This is a genomic window from Corynebacterium sp. CCM 9203, from assembly GCF_041357675.1.
Classification (GTDB): domain Bacteria; phylum Actinomycetota; class Actinomycetes; order Mycobacteriales; family Mycobacteriaceae; genus Corynebacterium.
The window spans coordinates 1-16,861 of sequence record NZ_JAUERY010000006.1 but is presented as its reverse complement, the minus strand read 5'-3'; the positions used below and the strand labels follow the sequence as shown (position 1 = coordinate 16,861).

The 16,861-nt window shown below is 62.1% G+C and carries 16 protein-coding genes; 5 read left to right on the top strand and 11 right to left on the bottom strand.

Annotation, left to right across the window (positions count from 1 at the left end):
• Positions 1-28: 28 nt before the first annotated feature.
• Positions 29-958: a metal ABC transporter permease gene (locus tag QWU44_RS11135; RefSeq protein WP_370915753.1), complete on the top strand. Its 930-nt coding sequence runs from the start codon at positions 29-31 to the stop codon at positions 956-958.
• A gap of 63 nt (positions 959-1,021) precedes the next feature.
• On the opposite strand, the gene rlmB is transcribed toward QWU44_RS11135, so the two are convergent.
• The 5 genes from rlmB to QWU44_RS11110 are packed head-to-tail and all read right to left on the bottom strand — an operon-like array spanning position 1,022 to position 5,299.
• Complete coding sequence (gene rlmB / locus QWU44_RS11130) at positions 1,022-1,969, bottom strand: 23S rRNA (guanosine(2251)-2'-O)-methyltransferase RlmB (RefSeq protein ID WP_370915752.1); 948 nt, start codon at positions 1,967-1,969, stop codon at positions 1,022-1,024.
• A 15-nt stretch (positions 1,970-1,984) separates the two neighbouring features.
• Complete coding sequence (gene cysS / locus QWU44_RS11125) at positions 1,985-3,388, bottom strand: cysteine--tRNA ligase (protein ID WP_370915751.1); 1,404 nt, start codon at positions 3,386-3,388, stop codon at positions 1,985-1,987.
• Positions 3,389-3,448: 60 nt separating this feature from the next.
• The gene (ispF, locus tag QWU44_RS11120; protein ID WP_370915750.1) at positions 3,449-3,940 is read right to left on the bottom strand and encodes a 2-C-methyl-D-erythritol 2,4-cyclodiphosphate synthase; all 492 of its coding nucleotides are present in this window, start codon (positions 3,938-3,940) and stop codon (positions 3,449-3,451) included.
• A complete protein-coding gene (gene ispD / locus QWU44_RS11115; RefSeq protein WP_370915808.1) occupies positions 3,933-4,676 on the bottom strand; it encodes a 2-C-methyl-D-erythritol 4-phosphate cytidylyltransferase in 744 nt (247 codons plus the stop codon). Before ispD ends, ispF begins: the two co-directional genes overlap by 8 nt.
• 26 nt (positions 4,677-4,702) lie before the next feature.
• On the bottom strand, positions 4,703-5,299 hold the full coding sequence (locus QWU44_RS11110) for a CarD family transcriptional regulator (protein WP_370915749.1): 597 nt from the start codon (positions 5,297-5,299) through the stop codon (positions 4,703-4,705).
• A 309-nt stretch (positions 5,300-5,608) separates the two neighbouring features.
• On the opposite strand from QWU44_RS11110, the gene QWU44_RS11105 reads away from it, so the two are divergent.
• Together QWU44_RS11105 and radA are read left to right on the top strand one after the other, a co-directional pair.
• Complete coding sequence (locus QWU44_RS11105; RefSeq protein ID WP_370915748.1) at positions 5,609-6,190, top strand: hypothetical protein; 582 nt, start codon at positions 5,609-5,611, stop codon at positions 6,188-6,190.
• Between the two features lie 120 nt (positions 6,191-6,310).
• Entirely contained in the window at positions 6,311-7,732 is a 1,422-nt protein-coding gene (gene radA, locus QWU44_RS11100; RefSeq protein WP_370915747.1) for a DNA repair protein RadA, read from the top strand.
• A 23-nt stretch (positions 7,733-7,755) separates the two neighbouring features.
• Here the strand turns inward: radA and QWU44_RS11095 are convergent, their stop codons facing one another.
• Entirely contained in the window at positions 7,756-8,508 is a 753-nt protein-coding gene (locus QWU44_RS11095) for a hypothetical protein (protein ID WP_370915746.1), read from the bottom strand.
• A gap of 67 nt (positions 8,509-8,575) precedes the next feature.
• Positions 8,576-9,223, bottom strand: a complete 648-nt coding sequence (locus QWU44_RS11090; protein WP_370915745.1) for a carbonic anhydrase — start codon at positions 9,221-9,223, stop codon at positions 8,576-8,578.
• An 87-nt stretch (positions 9,224-9,310) separates the two neighbouring features.
• On the opposite strand from QWU44_RS11090, the gene QWU44_RS11085 reads away from it, so the two are divergent.
• Positions 9,311-10,198, top strand: coding sequence for an A/G-specific adenine glycosylase (locus QWU44_RS11085; protein WP_370915744.1), 888 nt, complete (start codon positions 9,311-9,313; stop codon positions 10,196-10,198).
• Here QWU44_RS11085 and QWU44_RS11080 read toward each other — a convergent pair.
• From QWU44_RS11080 to QWU44_RS11070, 3 genes are all read right to left on the bottom strand, one after another.
• Positions 10,131-11,513, bottom strand: a complete 1,383-nt coding sequence (locus tag QWU44_RS11080; protein ID WP_370915743.1) for a threonine/serine exporter ThrE family protein — start codon at positions 11,511-11,513, stop codon at positions 10,131-10,133. The two genes, QWU44_RS11085 and QWU44_RS11080, sit on opposite strands and share 68 nt — an antisense overlap.
• Positions 11,514-11,580: 67 nt before the next feature.
• Positions 11,581-11,751, bottom strand: a complete 171-nt coding sequence (locus QWU44_RS11075) for a DUF4236 domain-containing protein (protein ID WP_370915742.1) — start codon at positions 11,749-11,751, stop codon at positions 11,581-11,583.
• 505 nt (positions 11,752-12,256) lie between these two features.
• Positions 12,257-15,037 carry an ATP-dependent Clp protease ATP-binding subunit gene (locus QWU44_RS11070; protein WP_370915741.1) on the bottom strand — a complete coding sequence of 927 codons (2,781 nt, stop codon included), beginning with the start codon at positions 15,035-15,037 and terminating at the stop codon, positions 12,257-12,259.
• 263 nt (positions 15,038-15,300) lie between these two features.
• Between QWU44_RS11070 and QWU44_RS11065 the strand changes: the two genes are divergently transcribed.
• Complete coding sequence (locus QWU44_RS11065; RefSeq protein WP_370915740.1) at positions 15,301-16,014, top strand: Pr6Pr family membrane protein; 714 nt, start codon at positions 15,301-15,303, stop codon at positions 16,012-16,014.
• A gap of 353 nt (positions 16,015-16,367) precedes the next feature.
• Here the strand turns inward: QWU44_RS11065 and QWU44_RS11060 are convergent.
• Positions 16,368-16,861, bottom strand: a 494-nt coding sequence (locus QWU44_RS11060; RefSeq protein WP_370915739.1) for an LPXTG cell wall anchor domain-containing protein, incomplete at its 5' end; no start/stop codon positions are given.

Genomic DNA, 16,861 nt, shown 5'->3' with positions numbered 1-16,861 from the left:
TCCGTACCACCGATAACGAGGACACACCATGGACATCACCCAGTTCATAGACGACACGAGATATCTGCTCGGCGTGGGTTTCGTGCGAGATTCCCTGATCGCCGCCGGGCTCCTGGGCGTGCTCTCCGGGCTGATGGCACCACTGGTGGTGCTGCGACGGATGTCCTTCGCCGTACACGGCACCAGCGAACTCGCACTCATGGGCGCATCAGCCGCACTACTGCTCAGCATGAACGTCGGATTCGGTGCCGTGCTGGGATCCATCGTCGCGGCGATCGTTCTCGCGTTACTCGGTATGCGGCAACAGGACACGGCGGTCGGTGTCGTACTGAGTTTCGGCATGGGCCTGTCAGTTCTATTCATCCATCTGTACCCGGGGCGCTCATCAAACGCTTTTTCCCTGCTCACGGGGCAGATTGTGGGGGTCCAGTCGAGTTCAGTGTGGCTGCTCGCCGGAGTGACGGCCCTCGTCACGGTCGCAGTACTCGTGTTCTGGCGACCGATCCTCTTCGCGTCCGCAGATCCGCAGATGGCCGCGGCCGCAGGAGTCAACGTGCACCTCGTCGCCGTAGGGTTCGCGGTTCTCGTGGGGCTGTCTGCCGCGGAGGGCGTACAGATCGTCGGCGCTCTTTTGGTGATGGCGTTACTGATAACGCCAGGGGCAGCCGCCGTTCAGGTGACATCCAGCCCGGTGCGGGCCGTTCTGTTGTCCACCTTGTTCGCGGAAATCGCCGCGGTCGGAGGGTTCGTGCTGTCACTGGCTCCGGGACTACCGGTGAGTGTCTTCGTCACAGCTATCTCATTCTTCATCTACCTGGTGTGTCGCCTGATCGGATACCTTCGGGGCCGCACCGCGCAACGGGATGAGGACGCGTTTCGACGCCGCGCCCAGAACGGTCTGCAGGTGATCGAGGAGCATATGACTGGTGTTTCGCCCCGCACCGGCCCCTCGGTATAGGAAATCATCGGTGGAGGTCCGGTTGCGGCGGGGACGAAAGGGCGGCGCCCCACCCCCGGGGATCTACTTGAGCTGAGCCCGCCGCTGGCGAGCGAACTCACTCAGTACGACCCCTGCCGCGACGGAGGCATTGAGTGATTCCACCCAGTCCGACATGGGAACCGACAGAGTGACATCGCAGGTTTCACCGACAAGGCGGGAGATTCCCTTGCCCTCACTACCGACGACGACGACCGTGGGACCTGTTCCGTCATAGGTGTCCAGGGTATGATCCCCCCCGGCGTCGAGCCCGACAATCTCGTATCCAGCTTTCTGGAACTGCTTGAGGGTACGGGTCAGGTTGGTGGCCTTCGCCACCGGGAGACGCGCCGCGGTACCCGCGGATGTGCGCCAAGCAACGGCAGTGACAGATGCCGAACGACGCTCCGGGATGACCACACCATGACCACCGAAAGCCGCGACAGAACGGATGACGGCACCGAGGTTACGGGGATCGGTGACGTTGTCCAGACAAACGATAAGCCCGGGCTCACCGCGCTCGTTGACCTGTTCAATGAGATCTTCGACCGCCGAATAACGGAACGGGGGCATCTGCAGACCGATCCCCTGATGCATGCCGTTACCGGTCATGTTGTCTAGATCCGCGCGCGGAACCTCGATGATGGAGATACCTCGGTGCCCCGCGAGCTGTACGGCCTCCGTCAGGCGCTCGTCACTCTCTGTGCCGAGCGCGACGTAGAGCGCGTTAGCCGGAGCTTTCGCTCGCAGACACTCGACGACTGGGTTACGCCCCACGACGAGCTCGGTGGTCTCTTCCTTGATGTGGCGACCACGTGCACGCCGCTCCGCTTCCTTTTTCCGCTTGTGCGCGGGGTGGTAGGTACGGTCCTCCGCCTTCGGCGTGGGACCTTTGCCTCGCAGACCACGGCGGCGCTGGCCACCTGATCCGGCCTGTGCGGTCTTCTTGTCGGTTTTGCGCACCGCTCCGGTGCGTTTGGAATTTCCAGCCATGATACTTCAGGGGCCTTACTTGTCGTCGGTGTTGGCGCGTAACGACCACTGTGGGCCGTCGGCGGTGTCAGTGATCTCAATGCCCGCCGCCGTCAGGCGATCACGCACCTCATCAGCAGTGGTCCAGTCCTTCGCCGCACGAGCGGCGGTGCGGCGATTCAGTTCAGCCCGGATCAGGATGTCCAGGGCCACACGCGCCGCATCATCAGTGCCATCGGACGCGGTCCGGGAGGCGGTCCAGGTATCGGACTGGGGATCGACACCAAGGATGGCCATCATCGCACGGATCTGACCTGCGAGGCGAACCGCTTCATCCCGGTCCCCCGCTGCAAGCGCGGTGTTTCCGGCGCGAACCGCGTTGTGCACCTCCGCCAGCGCCGCCGGAACACCGAGATCGTCGTCCATGGCTGCGGCAAAACGGTCCGTCCATGTGGTGCGTTCCACAGGGCCAACCCGGTCCAGGAATGCCTCAATACGACGGTATCCGGTGGCCGCATCCGAGAGAGTCGACTCGGAATATTCGAGCATGGAACGGTAGTGCGCGCTACCGAGGTAGTAGCGGAGCTCAACGGGGCGCACGAGAGTGAGGACGTGCGGGACGGAGAGCACGTTGCCGAGGGACTTGCTCATCTTCTCTCCGGCCATGGTGACCCAGCCGTTGTGCATCCAGTAGCGGGCGAATCCGTCACCTGCGGCGGTCGCTTGCGCGGCTTCGTTCTCGTGGTGCGGGAACTTCAGGTCCAAGCCACCACCGTGAATGTCGAATTCCCCGCCGAGGTATTTGGTGGCCATCGCCGAGCATTCCAGATGCCAGCCGGGACGTCCGTCACCCCACGGGGTCGGCCACGACGGTTCCCCGGGTTTTGCGGCCTTCCACATGGTGAAATCACGTGGATCGCGTTTCCCGGTACCCGCTGATTCGCCCTGGTCGAGTTCGTCGAGGCGTTGTCCGGAGATCTTCCCGTAGCCGTCTACGGTTGCCGGTGAGCAGTAGACGTTACCGTCCGCCGCATAACCGTGCCCGGCGTCGATAATCCGCTGCATGTAGCCGATCATCTCCGTGATATGACCCGTCGCACGAGGCTCCAGGGACGGCGGACGCACACCGAGCTGCTCATACGCCCAGGTGAAGGCACGCTCATGGGTCGCCGCCCACTCCCACCACGGCCGGGCGGCCTCCGCGGCCTTCGTGATGATCTTGTCGTCAATGTCGGTGACGTTGCGGACGAACGCTACATCCAGGCCCTTCGCCTCAAGCCAGTTACGAAGGATATCGAACGCGACCCCGCTACGGACGTGCCCGATGTGCGGAGTCGACTGGACCGTCGCACCACACAGATACACCGAGGCATGCCCTGGGCGCAGGGGCACGAAGTCTCGGAGGGTACGGGTCGCTGAGTCGTAGATTCGCAGAGTCACGCACCCATCCTATCCGCAGCACCCCTGATTCCGGGTGCCGGGACGGTCACTGCGGCGAGATCAGACGGACACGGGATAAACCAAAGCGGTGGCGACAGCGGCACGCCCTTCACCCCGTCCCGTGAAACCCATGTGATCAGTCGTGGTGGCCGAGATGTTGACGGGAGCTCCGAGAATCTCCGCGATCACGCTCTGCGCCTCTTCGCGGCGAGGCCCCATTTTCGGTGTATTGCCGATCAACTGCACTGCAACGTTACCGATCGCCCAGCCGTTCTCATCAAGGAACTCGCGCGCCTCCCGCAGAAGGCGGGCACCGGACACCCCGTCATATTCAGCTCTGCCGACGCCAATGAAAGAACCGAGATCGCCGAGAGACGCCGCGGAGAGCAACGCATCGACGAGTGCATGGGCAACCACGTCACCGTCGGAGTGCCCCTCACAGCCGTCGGTTTTCCCGAAGTTCAGGCATGCGATCCAGCAGGCTTTACCCGCCTCGATCTGATGGGCGTCTGTTCCGATACCGACACGGGGAATGATGGGACTGTCAGTCACCGGGCACCTCGAAAATCGTGGGTTCAACCTCATCCGTAATGTGGCGGGCGAGGATCATGTCCAGGGGAGTGGTCACCTTCAAGGCCATCGGATCACCTTTCACGCAGGTGACGGTGTGCCCCGCCCATTCCATGAGCGAGGCATCATCGGTTGGGGTGAAAACCGGGTTCTCCGAACTGAAGTAGGCAAGATTAGCCGCGCGTAGCGCTGCGAGGTCGAAACCCTGCGGGGTCTGTACCGCCCGGAGATTCACGCGGGGCGGAGTATCGACGACACGTCCCCGGTCGACAACCTTGATGGTGTCGGTCACTGGAAGCACCGGGATCACCGCGATCTCCCCCTGCCGTACCCGCTGCACGACCCGTGCGATCAGACCGGGTGGGGTGAGGGCGCGTGCCGCATCATGGATGACCACCACCCCGTCTGGAGCATCAATCGCCTGCAATCCCGCCCACACGGAATCCGCGCGCTCCCCACCACCATGGACGAGCCGAACGGGAAACGAAGAATCGTCGAGAAGCCCGGCGCGGTCAAGGATCGTACGGGCATACTCCGACATGTCGGGACTGACCAAAACGATCACCTCGTCAATGACCCCCGACGTAGCCATCGCACGGACACTACGTTCCACGAGGGTCCGGCCGCGTAGGGACACGAACGCCTTGGGCACCGGCGCACCCAGCCGGGAACCTCTCCCGGCTGCAGCGAGCAAAGCAGTGACCCGGCGCTCGTCCACGGAAACTGACACGGTACGGAAACGGACTAGTCGTCCGAGTCGTCGTCGAGGTCGATGTCATCAAGGTTGATGTCCGGCACCTCACCGGCATCATTCTTCGACTCGGCTTCCTCGGTGACTCCGCTGGCATTATGCCGCTCGATCGTCGCATCCATCTGGGCCTGCATATCATCGGCCTTGACGTCGTCGACACTCTCCGCGAGGGCTAGCTCCCCGACCAGAACCTGGCGGGCCTTGGCAAGCATCCGCTTCTCCCCCGCGGAAAGACCACGATCCTGGTCCCGCCGCCAGAGGTCACGCACGACCTCGGCGACCTTGTTCACATCACCCGAAGCGAGACGCTCCTGGTTCGCCTTATACCGGCGGGACCAGTTACCCGCTTCCTCGACATCCGTCTCCCGCAGCACCCCGAAGACCTTCCGCAACCCCTCTTCACCGACCACGTCGCGCACACCCACGAGTTCCGCGTTCTTCGTCGGAACTTTGACGGTGAGATCCGACTGGTGGATCTGCAGGACCAGGTAGTCAAGCACCTCGCCGCCGATCTCCCGGCTCTCGATCGCCTCGATCACAGCTGCGCCATGATGCGGATAGACGACGGTGTCGCCGACCTTGAAATCCATGCCCACTTGGTGCACCTTCCTGCGCCCACCGGCGCCACGGTGAAACTTCACTGTTGCGGGCTGATTCTATCACGGTCACCACCAGCTCTTTTCGCCCGAAGGCCCGGACCTGCACCGACGCCGAATGCGCACGACACAGCACCCCAGCTTCCCCGGAGCGAACATGGAAATGACATTTCACGCAATCTTAGGATTGCCCCCGCACTCCCCCTACGGCAGTCCCCGGAACTTCGTGGAGAGCCTGAACAGCCGCTAGAGTGATGGTAACAACTGTCTCACCCTAAAGCCTTCCGATGGAGGACACTGAAAGTGATCACCACCAAGACCGTGAAAGGCGGGGCAGCGCTCCTCGTCGCCGTTGCGGCGTCCCTGACCTTGAGCGCCTGCAGCTCCGGCCAGATCTCCCAGACTGCGAGTCAGGTCGCCGCGGTCGACGGGGCCCGTGCGGACACCACCGACGGTAAATTGGCGGTTCGCGGTGTTACCGTCGAGGTCAGCGGCACACCGACAGCCGCCCTCCGCTTCACCTTGGTCAATCAGGACACCGACATGACGGTGCATACCCTGAAGGGCGCTTCCGTCAACGGAGAGAAAGTGACGCTGAAGGGAGACACCGAACTCAGCCGGGACTGTTCCCTCGTCGCGGGATCCCGGGAGTACCTGTCGAGGCTCCCAGAGGCCGGCGACGGCATCTGCATCTCCCACCTGGTCACCGAACTCGACGACCAGGGGTTCCCCCCGGGCGGCAACGCTGACGTGGTGTTCACCTTCGACAACGGTCAGCGGATCGACGTGTCCGCGACAGTCTCCGCCCCGCACCTCGCCCCCTCGGACGTCGACCGCACAACCTACGGTGATGACACGCACGATAGTCACTCCGGCGGACACTGAATCACGACCTGACGGAACCGGCACCTCGGGAGGTGCCGGTTCTTTTCTCTTTCCACCCCCATCCCAAGACTCGAACATGTTTTCGCTAAGTGTCCGGCCGACGGGTTAGGGTAATTCACCATGGCCAAGAAACCCCGTAGCGTGCACACCTGTTCCGAGTGCGGTTACAGCACACCCAAGTGGCTGGGACGCTGCCCTGATTGCGGCGGCTGGGGTACCCTCGCCGAGGCCCGCGTCACCGACGGAGGGAACACCGCGGCGACGGCTGCGGTCGGGGGCGGTATCTCCGCAGGCATAACCCCCACCTCACCGGCTGTCCCCATCAGTCGCATCGATCCGGCATCCGCGCGGACAGTCCCTACCGGCATCGGTGAACTCGACCGGGTCCTCGGCAACGGGATCGTCCCGGGGTCCGTGGTGTTGCTCGCAGGCGAGCCGGGCGTCGGAAAATCTACCCTCCTCCTGGAAGTAGCCGCGCGCTGGGCGGCACAACCAGTACCCGGGAACGCTGCACACCGGGTCGTCACCGGAGACACCCGGACAGCTCTCTACATCACCGCCGAGGAGTCCGCTGGTCAAGTACGAATGAGGGCACAGCGCACAGGAGCCCTGCAACCGACGCTGTATCTCGCTGCGGAGTCCGACCTTGACGTCGTTTTCGGACATGTGGAACAGCTCAAACCCAGTCTCCTCATCGTTGATTCTGTGCAGACGATGCACATCAGTGGGGTCGAGGGAGTCTCAGGCGGGGTGGCCCAGTCCCGTGCCACGACCGCAGCGCTGACTACTCTCGCCAAGACAACGGGGATCCCGGTGATCCTCGTCGGACACGTAACCAAGGATGGTTCCGTGGCGGGGCCCCGGGTGCTCGAACACCTCGTTGATGCCGTGCTGCTCTTCGAGGGGGATCGGCACTCCTCATTACGGATGCTGAGGGGCATCAAGAACCGGTTCGGTGCCACTGACGAGGTCGGTTGTTTCGAGCAGACGGGGGACGGGATCCGGGAAGTCACTGATCCGTCAGGACTGTTTCTCTCGCACCGTGATTCAACACCCGACGGGACAGCGGTGACGGTGGCAATGGACGGGGTGCGTCCGATTCTCGCCGAAGTGCAGTCACTGCTCGTTCCCACCCAGTCCAAGAATCCACGCCGTGCGGTCACCGGCCTCGACGCGACCCGGGTACCCATGGTGCTGGCGGTTCTCGCGGCTCGGGCGGGAAGGCAGTCCTTCGACCGGGAGGTGTATATAGCAACTGTAGGGGGAATGAAGGTTGGGGAACCCGCAGCCGACCTCGCGATCGCACTGGCCACGGTTTCCGCCATGGACGGTCAACCACTACCGCCGAAGACGGTGGTGCTCGGTGAAGTGGGACTCGCCGGTGAGATCAGGCGTGTACCTGACCTGCGGCGCAGACTCCAGGAAGCTGCACGCCTCGGCTACATCGCGGCGATCGTCCCAGCCGGGGAGAAGCTCACCGTACCGGGTATACGGATCATCGGGGTGTCCACCATCGGGGAAGCGATTTCGGCTATCTGCTGAAAAGGAACGCTACAGGGGTGGTGTCACCTCAGATTGAACGGATGCGCATCAGAGTGATTACCACCGACGAGAGTGTGCAGGTAGTAGCTGCCAACGGGCACCTGCACCCGGTCACCACAGCTACCCGGTGCGGAATTGGTCCGCGACCAGATCGCCTCATAATAGCGTTCCTCCCCCGCTGGGAACCTACGTTCGGTGACATCAACGGCCGGATTACAGTCAACATCCGACCACACTCGCCGGTTCGTCGCCAGATCATAGACCTCGAAGCGGAGAACGTCCTTGCCCAGGTCGATCATGCAGTCCGCAGCGGTCGGGTTCTTCACCGTCATGTAAAACCTGGGTTGGACGTCCGGTGCGTACGCGGCCTGATCCGACGTCGCGGTAACGATGAGATCACTCAGGTCACAGGTGGCCTTCGGCTCATCGGTGCCCTGCCCGGGGGCGGGCTGCCCCGGTTCCGCGTAGGGTTTACGGCTCTCTGCCTCGGTGGTCGGGCGAACACCTGCGTCCCCGGAATCGCGTTTCCCGGAATCGCGTTCCTCATCTGGGGCAGTGGTGGAGGTCGTTGAGGTCTGCGCGGATGTCGTGCCTGGTGCCACTGAGCTGGACCCGGCGGTTCCCTCCGTTGCCGTCGGTTGTGGCTCATCTCCACCGCCGGTGAGCGCGGAGATGAGCCACACGACCAGAAGAACTATGAGGAGCAGCACGACGATCGCCGCCACGCGGCGCCTAATGTAGATCTCTCGGGGCAGTCGACCATTTCTGTTGTCCACGGAACCGAGTCTATGCTGTGCAGCCGCCGGTGCTGTGTCAGTTCCGCGGCGTGTCCGTCATGTTTTGTCACTCATCGTGGACACCAATCGTCACCACGGGTTCCGCCATGCCGTCTGAGAGCCGGTAACGGACCCCGACGATGCCACATGTCCCCTTGGACACCCGGGCCTTGATCTCGGGCGAACGAGACAACACCTGATCGACGGTCTCTGCGACATGGTGTGCCTCGAACTCCTCGATCGTACGACGCCCGGCCGCCCGGGCGTCGAGGATGGAAGGACTGACTTTCTCGATGAGAACACGTTGAAATCCGCCTGGTATCTCATGCCCGTCAAGCGCCGCCATCGTCGCAGCAACAGCTCCGCAAGACTCGTGCCCGAGGACGACGACGAGTGGAACATGGAGAGACTCCACCGCATATTCCAGGGACCCCAGCACCGCCAAATCAATGATCTCGCCTGCAGTCCGGATGACGAAGACATCACCCAGCCCCTGGTCGAAGATGAGTTCCACAGGTACCCGCGAATCCGAACAGGCGAGAACAACCGCGAGAGGTTCCTGTCCATGGGTCAACTGACTGCGACGTAGAGCATCCTGGTTGGGTCGCTCCACCGAGAAGTTCATGAAACGGCGGTTCCCCTCGATCAGGGCGGCCCAAACGGCCGACGGATAGCGGGGGGTCCGGTTTTCATCCGGTGGCAGGGTGTTCATCATCTCTCAATTGTGCACGGTCGGACCGCCAAGTGGGGGCATTTCCTCGATATACGGCTCACTGCCGAAACCCGATAGACTCGTCCCACTGTGATCACCTTGCCTCTCCTGCGCTGGTATGAAGCCAATCGGCGTGACATCGTGTGGCGGACTCCCGCCACGGATGCCTGGGGAATACTGCTGTCCGAGGTGATGAGTCAGCAGACCCCCGTCCGCAGGGTCGAGCCGGTCTGGTGCGAGTGGATGGAACGCTGGCCCACGCCCGCAGCTCTTGCCGCCGCCGGTACCGATGAAGTACTTCGCGCGTGGGGACGCCTCGGTTATCCGCGGCGTGCCCTCCGCCTACAGGAATGCGCCGCCGCAATCACCGAACGTCACGACGGTCAGGTGCCGAACAATGTCGATCAGCTTCTCGCCCTTCCCGGCATCGGCGATTACACAGCCCGCGCAGTCGCGGCATTCGCCTACGGGTGCCGCGTTCCGGTCGTGGACACCAACGTACGGCGAGTGTACCGGCGACTCGTGGAGGGCCGTTTCCTCCCCGGTCCACCGCGCCGCCGGGATCTCAGCGACATCGAGAAGCTGTTGCCCTCCGACCCGGAGCAGGCTCCCAGATTCTCCGTCGCACTGATGGAACTCGGAGCACTGGTCTGCACCGCAACCCGTCCGAAGTGTGCGGACTGCCCCGTACGGACCGACTGCGCCTGGCAACGGGCAGGTCGTCCGGACCCCACCCCGGAAGAACTGGGAGCGGCGAAAAAGCGGGTGCAGAAGTTCGCTGGTACCGACCGCCAGGTCCGAGGCAAGATCATGGCCGTTCTCCGGGGTGCACACGGCCCGGTTGCCCGCGCAGAGATCGACGCCGTATGGCCGGATGCCGCTCAACGGTCCCGGGCGCTACTCAGCCTCCTCACCGATGGTCTCGTTGAGGACCGGGGTGACGGTCGGATCGGGCTTCCGCTCCGGGGTGCTCGGTAGGGTCCGTGAGCTGTTTCTTGAGATCGATACTCCGCCCGTAGGCCCAATCCCGGTCAGTGAGCATCCGAGCGAGCGCCAAGCCCGCCGCGATACTGACCACGACGAGCGCTGCGGACGCCGCCGATGAGATCGCCAGATCCATGTCCCCGGTGTTCAACGCATACATCGAGGTGTACATGGCCACGCCGGGAATCATGATGACCGACGCCGGGACCGTCACGGTGATTCGTGGGATCCTGGCAGCCCGATGGATCAGAACCGCAGTGAGACCAATGAGCACTCCGGCGATGAACGCGGCAAGATGCTGCGGTGCACCATGCGCGGCGAGAACCAGACGGAGCATGTTCGCCACCGTCGCAACCGCAGCACCCAACAGCGCCATCCGTCGCGAACAGTTGAACAACATCGCGAAACCCGCGACGCCAGTGAAACTGGCGACTGCGGCAGCACCCCACCAGCCCACGGACGGCGGGCCGGGAAAAGCAGGTAGCGGGTTGAGTCCGGTGACCATGCTGATCATGCTCACTGAGATTGTGGCGGTGACAATGACACTCAATGCGTACGTCAACCGGGAGATCCCCGCGGTGATGTCGAAACGAGTGAGATCCAGCAGCGCGGAGAACAGTGGAAATCCGGGAATGAGAAACAGCACGGCGGCCACGTATCCCGCAGTGAAGGACGTCGGGTCAGCACGCCCCGTCATCTCCAGGATCACTGCGACCAACCAGTACACGAGACAGGCGACGGACCCCGCTGCGGCGACCGTCCCCAGTTGATTGAAGTGCCTCTTGCCGAGCGTCACCCGGATAAATTGTCCGCAGGCTGCGGACACCGCAACGACAGCGGCCTCGCTGAACGGATACCGGTTCAGGATCGCGAAGGACGCACACGCCAGCCCGGCAGCGACAGCCAGAAGCAACCGAGACCAACGTTTGACCACATTCCGCTCGATGACGGTCAAGTGATCGTTGAGCTCCTCGACGGTGAAACGGCGGTGCATGTGATGGGTGAGGTCCTCCAGCGCCTCAATCCGCGAAGCATCGACTGCAGGTTCATGATGATTCGCCACGACGGTGCGAAACATTTCACCCCGATGAAACGTGCAGGTGATGGTGTTCACCGAGATGATCGCATCCAGTCTGTCGAACCCGAGGGAACGAGCCGCCCGCTTCATCGCACGCTGCACCCGGTAACCTGCGGTACCTGCGGCGGTCATCATCAGGCCGAGCCGGAGAACGGCATCGGCTTCCCGCCCCATCTGCTGCTGCATCCGGATCAGTTGTTGCAGTTCTCCGTCTGACTGGCCATCAGCCATCAGTACCATTCACCTTCCTCGCACCTCGCCGAGGTGTTCCCCGACTCTTTCTTCCGTAGCCGGAACCTCAGCGCCAACGTCCCCGCCAGTTGAGTCCGCCCGGAAGACGAAGTGAGATCCGACCGCGCGAGTTCACCGTCAACGGACCGAAACGCCTCGACACGGACGCGCCCGATTTTGACAGATTGAGCCATGTTTTCTTTCCGAGTGACGTACGTCGACGATAATTCAGCCCCACTGATGCTCCCGCTTTCTCTCTGTTTCACAGATCGCACGATGCCCCACGATGGAGGATCCGACGCAATGATGATGGAATGGTGCCCGGAAACTTCCGACTACTTCCGTACGCTACCGGAATCTGCGGCATTTCGGGCACCCTGCACCTCATTCTACGACCCTGCCACGCCCCCGTTCCTGTAATCTCACCCTCATAGTGGCTGATCTCCGCTCCATAAGAAAGATACGCCGGACACGGCCGAACCTCTGTCCACACCACTTCCTGCTTCTACGATCTGGCAGACCTGGTTACGGATCGGAACTGCTGTCGTACGAGAGCGCTCCCCTTACCCTATTCCTTAGAAGAGGATCTAAAGCACAGTGGGAACGGGTGAAGTGTCTTCCCCGTACTGTCATCCCGATGCAGTTCATCGTGCAGACCTACCGCCCGGTGCGCTCCGACCACGGAACAACACCGAAACCCCGACCGTGGGACTCTGGTCGGGGTTTCGATGTTGTTCCAATGTTTAAAGGGTACCTGCAGGGGCCTGTCCGCCACCCTGCGCGCCACCGTCATCGTCGGAGGCCGAGTGCCGCCCCTTACTCTGATCAGGATGGTCGGGATTCTCGACGTGCTCGGCGGATTCGATGACGTTCTCCGTCTCAATCTCCCGGGCAGTGTCGCTCTCGGGTACGTCACCGTCAGCGGCATCCGCGACTTCCTTGATCGCCTCGGCGGCTTCGACACTGATCTCACTGAAGTCGGTGTCTTCCGGAAGCGGCTTGGGTCGCGGGACGAAAGTGAAGATGGCGTCCGTCCCCTTGGATTCCCCGTCCCAGTTCTCAACGTCGACGGTCACGATCTCACCAGCGCCGAGCTCTCCGAAGAGGATCTTCTCGGACAGGGTGTCCTCGATCTCCCGTTGGATGGTGCGACGCAGCGGACGGGCACCGAGTACCGGGTCGAATCCGCGCTTGGCCAGTAGGCGCTTCGCTTTATCGGTGAGTTCGAGATCCATGTCCTTGGCGTGCAATGCCTTGGTGACGCGGGCGGCGATGAGATCGACCATCTCGACGATCTGCTCCTCAGTGAGCTGGTGGAACACCACCACATCATCAATGCGGTTGAGGAACTCGGGGCGGAAGTGCTTCTTCAGCTCGTCGTTGACCTTCTGCTTCATCCGCTCATACTGGCCTTCGACCCCCAACGCACCACTACCGGAGAATCCCATCCCCACAGCCTTGGAGATGTCTTGGGTACCCAGGTTCGAGGTGAAGATGAGCACCGTGTTCTTGAAGTCGACGACACGTCCCTGACCGTCGGTGAGACGACCTTCCTCCAGCACCTGGAGCAGAGTGTTGTAGATCTCCTTGTGCGCCTTCTCAATTTCGTCGAAGAGCACCACGGAGAACGGCTTGCGGCGTACCTTCTCGGTGAGCTGCCCGCCCTCCTCGTATCCGACATATCCGGGAGGTGCACCGAACAGGCGGGAAGCGGTGAAACGATCATGAAACTCACCCATGTCGATCTGGATGAGCGCGTCATCCTCACCGAAGAGGAAGTTTGCCAGAGCCTTCGACAGCTCGGTCTTACCAACACCGGACGGACCCGCGAAGATGAACGAACCGCTCGGACGCTTCGGATCCTTCAGACCAGCACGGGTACGCCGGATCGCACGGGAAACCGACTTGACGGCGTCATCCTGGCCGATGATCCGCTTGTGCAGTTCATCCTCCATGCGCAGCAGCCGGGAGGATTCCTCCTCGGTGAGCTTGAACACGGGGATACCCGTCCAGTTGCCCAGTACCTCGGCGATCTGCTCCTCGCCGACCTCGGCGATCTCCTCCAGATCCCCGGACCGCCACTGCTTCTCTTTCTCCGCACGCTCTTCGCCGAGCTTGCGCTCCTTGTCGCGAAGTCCCGCAGCCTTCTCGAAGTCCTGCTCGTCGATGGCCGCTTCCTTCTCCCGGCGGACATCATTGATGCGTTCGTCGATCTCCCGCAGCCCCTCAGGTGCAGTCATCCGCTTGATACGCATGCGGGCACCTGCCTCATCGATGAGATCAACGGCCTTGTCCGGCAGGAAACGGTCGTTGATGTAGCGGTCGGAAAGATTCGCCGCAGCGGAGAGCGCCCCATCCGTGATGGAAACTCTGTGGTGTGCTTCGTAGCGGTCACGCAAGCCCTTGAGAATCTCAATCGTCATCTCGACACTCGGCTCAGGCACCTGAACTGGCTGGAAACGGCGCTCAAGGGCGGCATCCTTCTCGATGTGCTTCCGGTACTCATCAAGCGTGGTCGCACCGATCGTCTGAAGTTCACCTCGAGCCAGCTTCGGCTTGAGCAGGCTGGCCGCGTCGATGGCGCCTTCCGCCGCACCTGCACCAACGAGGGTGTGGATCTCATCAATGAACAGGATGATGTCGCCGCGCTGGTTAATCTCCTTGAGTACCTTCTTCAGGCGCTCCTCAAAGTCACCGCGGTAACGGGAACCCGCGACGAGGGAACCGAGATCGAGTGAGTAAACCTGCTTGTCCTTCAAGGTCTCCGGAACCTTGCCGTTGACGATATCCAGGGCAAGACCCTCAACGACGGCTGTTTTACCCACACCGGGTTCACCGATGAGCACAGGGTTGTTCTTCGTCCTACGGGAGAGGACCTGCATGATCCTCTCGATCTCCTTCTCCCTGCCGACGACCGGATCGAGCTTGCCCTCCTTTGCCGCGATGGTCAGGTTACGACCGAACTGGTCGAGCACCAGCGAATTGGAGCGCTCACCGGCAGGCCCCGATGCACGACCGGACGGATTCGACCCCGCCCCGACTGCTTCCGGCCCGGAGGCGGACTCCGGGGAATCACCCTGTCCACCCTCATACCCCGAGAGCAACTGGATGACCTGCTGCCTGACTCGGGGCAGGTCGGCGCCGAGTTTGACGAGCACCTGGGCGGCGACCCCCTCTCCCTCACGAATGAGGCCGAGGAGCAGAAACTCGGTGCCGATGTACTTGTGACCCATCTGCAATCCCTCGCGGAGCGAGAGCTCGAGAACCTTCTTGGCGCGCGGGGTGAAGGGAATGTGACCGGTGTGCGGCTGGGTGCCGTGACCGATGATCTCCTCGACCTCCTGACGGACGGCGTCCAACGAGATCCCCATGGACTCGAGTGCCTTCGCCGCGACGCCCTCACCCTCGTGGATGAGACCCAGAAGAATGTGCTCGGTGCCGATGTAATTATGGTTCAACATCCGCGCCTCCTCCTGAGCCAGGACGATGACGCGGCGGGCGCGGTCGGTAAACCTCTCGAACATATCTCTCCCCTGGAATCGCTGGGTGTTAGTGCCACCACTGTAACCCGCCCACCAAGGCCGATAATCCGCACCACCGCGCATATCAGGCACCAGGCGACACAACTTCCCACCCTTCGGATACATCCCTGCAGGTAAAATGCTTTTCGAAGGCCGATTCACAGGCTGTACGCCGGTAGCGAACACGGCCATGAAGAAACTTCTCCAACCCATCATGGTTCGACTTCCAACGCCGCGGAGCCGATACATGTTGTAAGGTCATCCCAGTGACATCATCTGTGATCCGATTCCTGGGGTTCGTCGCCGCCCTCCTCGGCGTGAGCGCGGCCGTCGTCGGCGGCTACGGTGCCGCGACAACCCCCTTCACCGATTTCCCGGCATTCGAGTCGACGGGAGACAAACTCCTGGCCTACTACTCGTACTTCACCTTGTGGTCGAATCTGTTGGGCGCTGCCGCCGGTGTTTCCTACGCCTTGTGGTTCACCCGCGGCCGAGACGGTGGATGGTTCGGAGCGGTACTCCGCATCGATGCCACGATCATGCTAATGGCGACAGGTCTGGTGTACCACCTCCTGATTGCCGACGGCTCCCCGCACACCGGAACCCAGGCCTTCACGGCACCCATCATCCACGGCATCATGCCGGTGCTTCTCCCGGTGATCTGGCTACTCCACCTCTCCCAACGCCACCGGCCCGATGTCCGAGTGAACACGGTTCTCGGCGCACTGTTCATCCCGGCAGTCTGGACCGCCTGGACGTTCTGGCGTGGCCAGGTCACCGCCGGGTATTACCCCTACGATTTCATGAACGCCGCCGAGATCGGACTGCCCCGGGCGATTCTCACCACCGCCGCGATCTACGCAGTCTTCATCGTCTTCATGCTCATCCTCGGAGTGGTGGAGCGAATCACCCTGAGAAGGTCGAAAATGCGGCAATCCTACATCACCGTCGATACAGCTAAATCCCGCCCGGCTAAGTAGACACTGGGCCTCTCGCACCAGTCGACCGGAATGTCCACCCACTGAATACGGTAAAAGCATTCCGTCCCTCTGTCCGTTGGTGAGGACATCCCCTACCGATCCCGATACCGGCACCTTACAGACCTACCGCAGGCGACGATAAGATGTCCCTGTTTACGGTCGCACAGCCGCCCTGAGAAGAGTTCGCCACTAGAACTGGCGACAGAGTTGTACTGCGGAAGAACCCTCATATTTTCCTTGACCCGAGGCAACGGGTCCGGTCAATTAACTATCCTGGCTCAGCCCAGACAGAACTGTACCCCGCCCCTTCATACCGAAGAGGCGGGGTACAGCGTGATCAGGTCAAAAGGAAACTAGTTCCTCCGCCGCCGGATAGTGACCAGGAAAACACCCAGTGCACTCAGCATCAGACCAATGACCAAAGTCCACAGAACATTCGCGCCAGTCACCGCCAGTGTCCTACCTTCATTGTCCACAACAGCGGCATCATGCTGATCCGGCTGGCTGGACGACGGCGCAGCCGTGACCGTTCCTGCGCTGTTCGAAATTGTCCCGGAAGGATGAGTTTCCGGAACCGGAGACTCCTTGCTGATCCCTTTACCCGGCTTACCGGGTTCCGGAGTTCCGGTCTCTGACGGCCGAGGAGTTTCCGTTGTCGTCACCTCCGTCCGAGGTCCGTCTTCCGGCTTCGGGGTTTCAGCTTCACTGGACGGAGATTTCGCCAGCAGGCTCACAGCCAGAACGAACGGAATCAAAGCCAGGAACAGCCCAACACCGGAAACCGAGGATCCCAGTTCCACTTCGCCTGAAGACCCAACCTCGCCACCTGAGCCAGGCATCAGCTCCT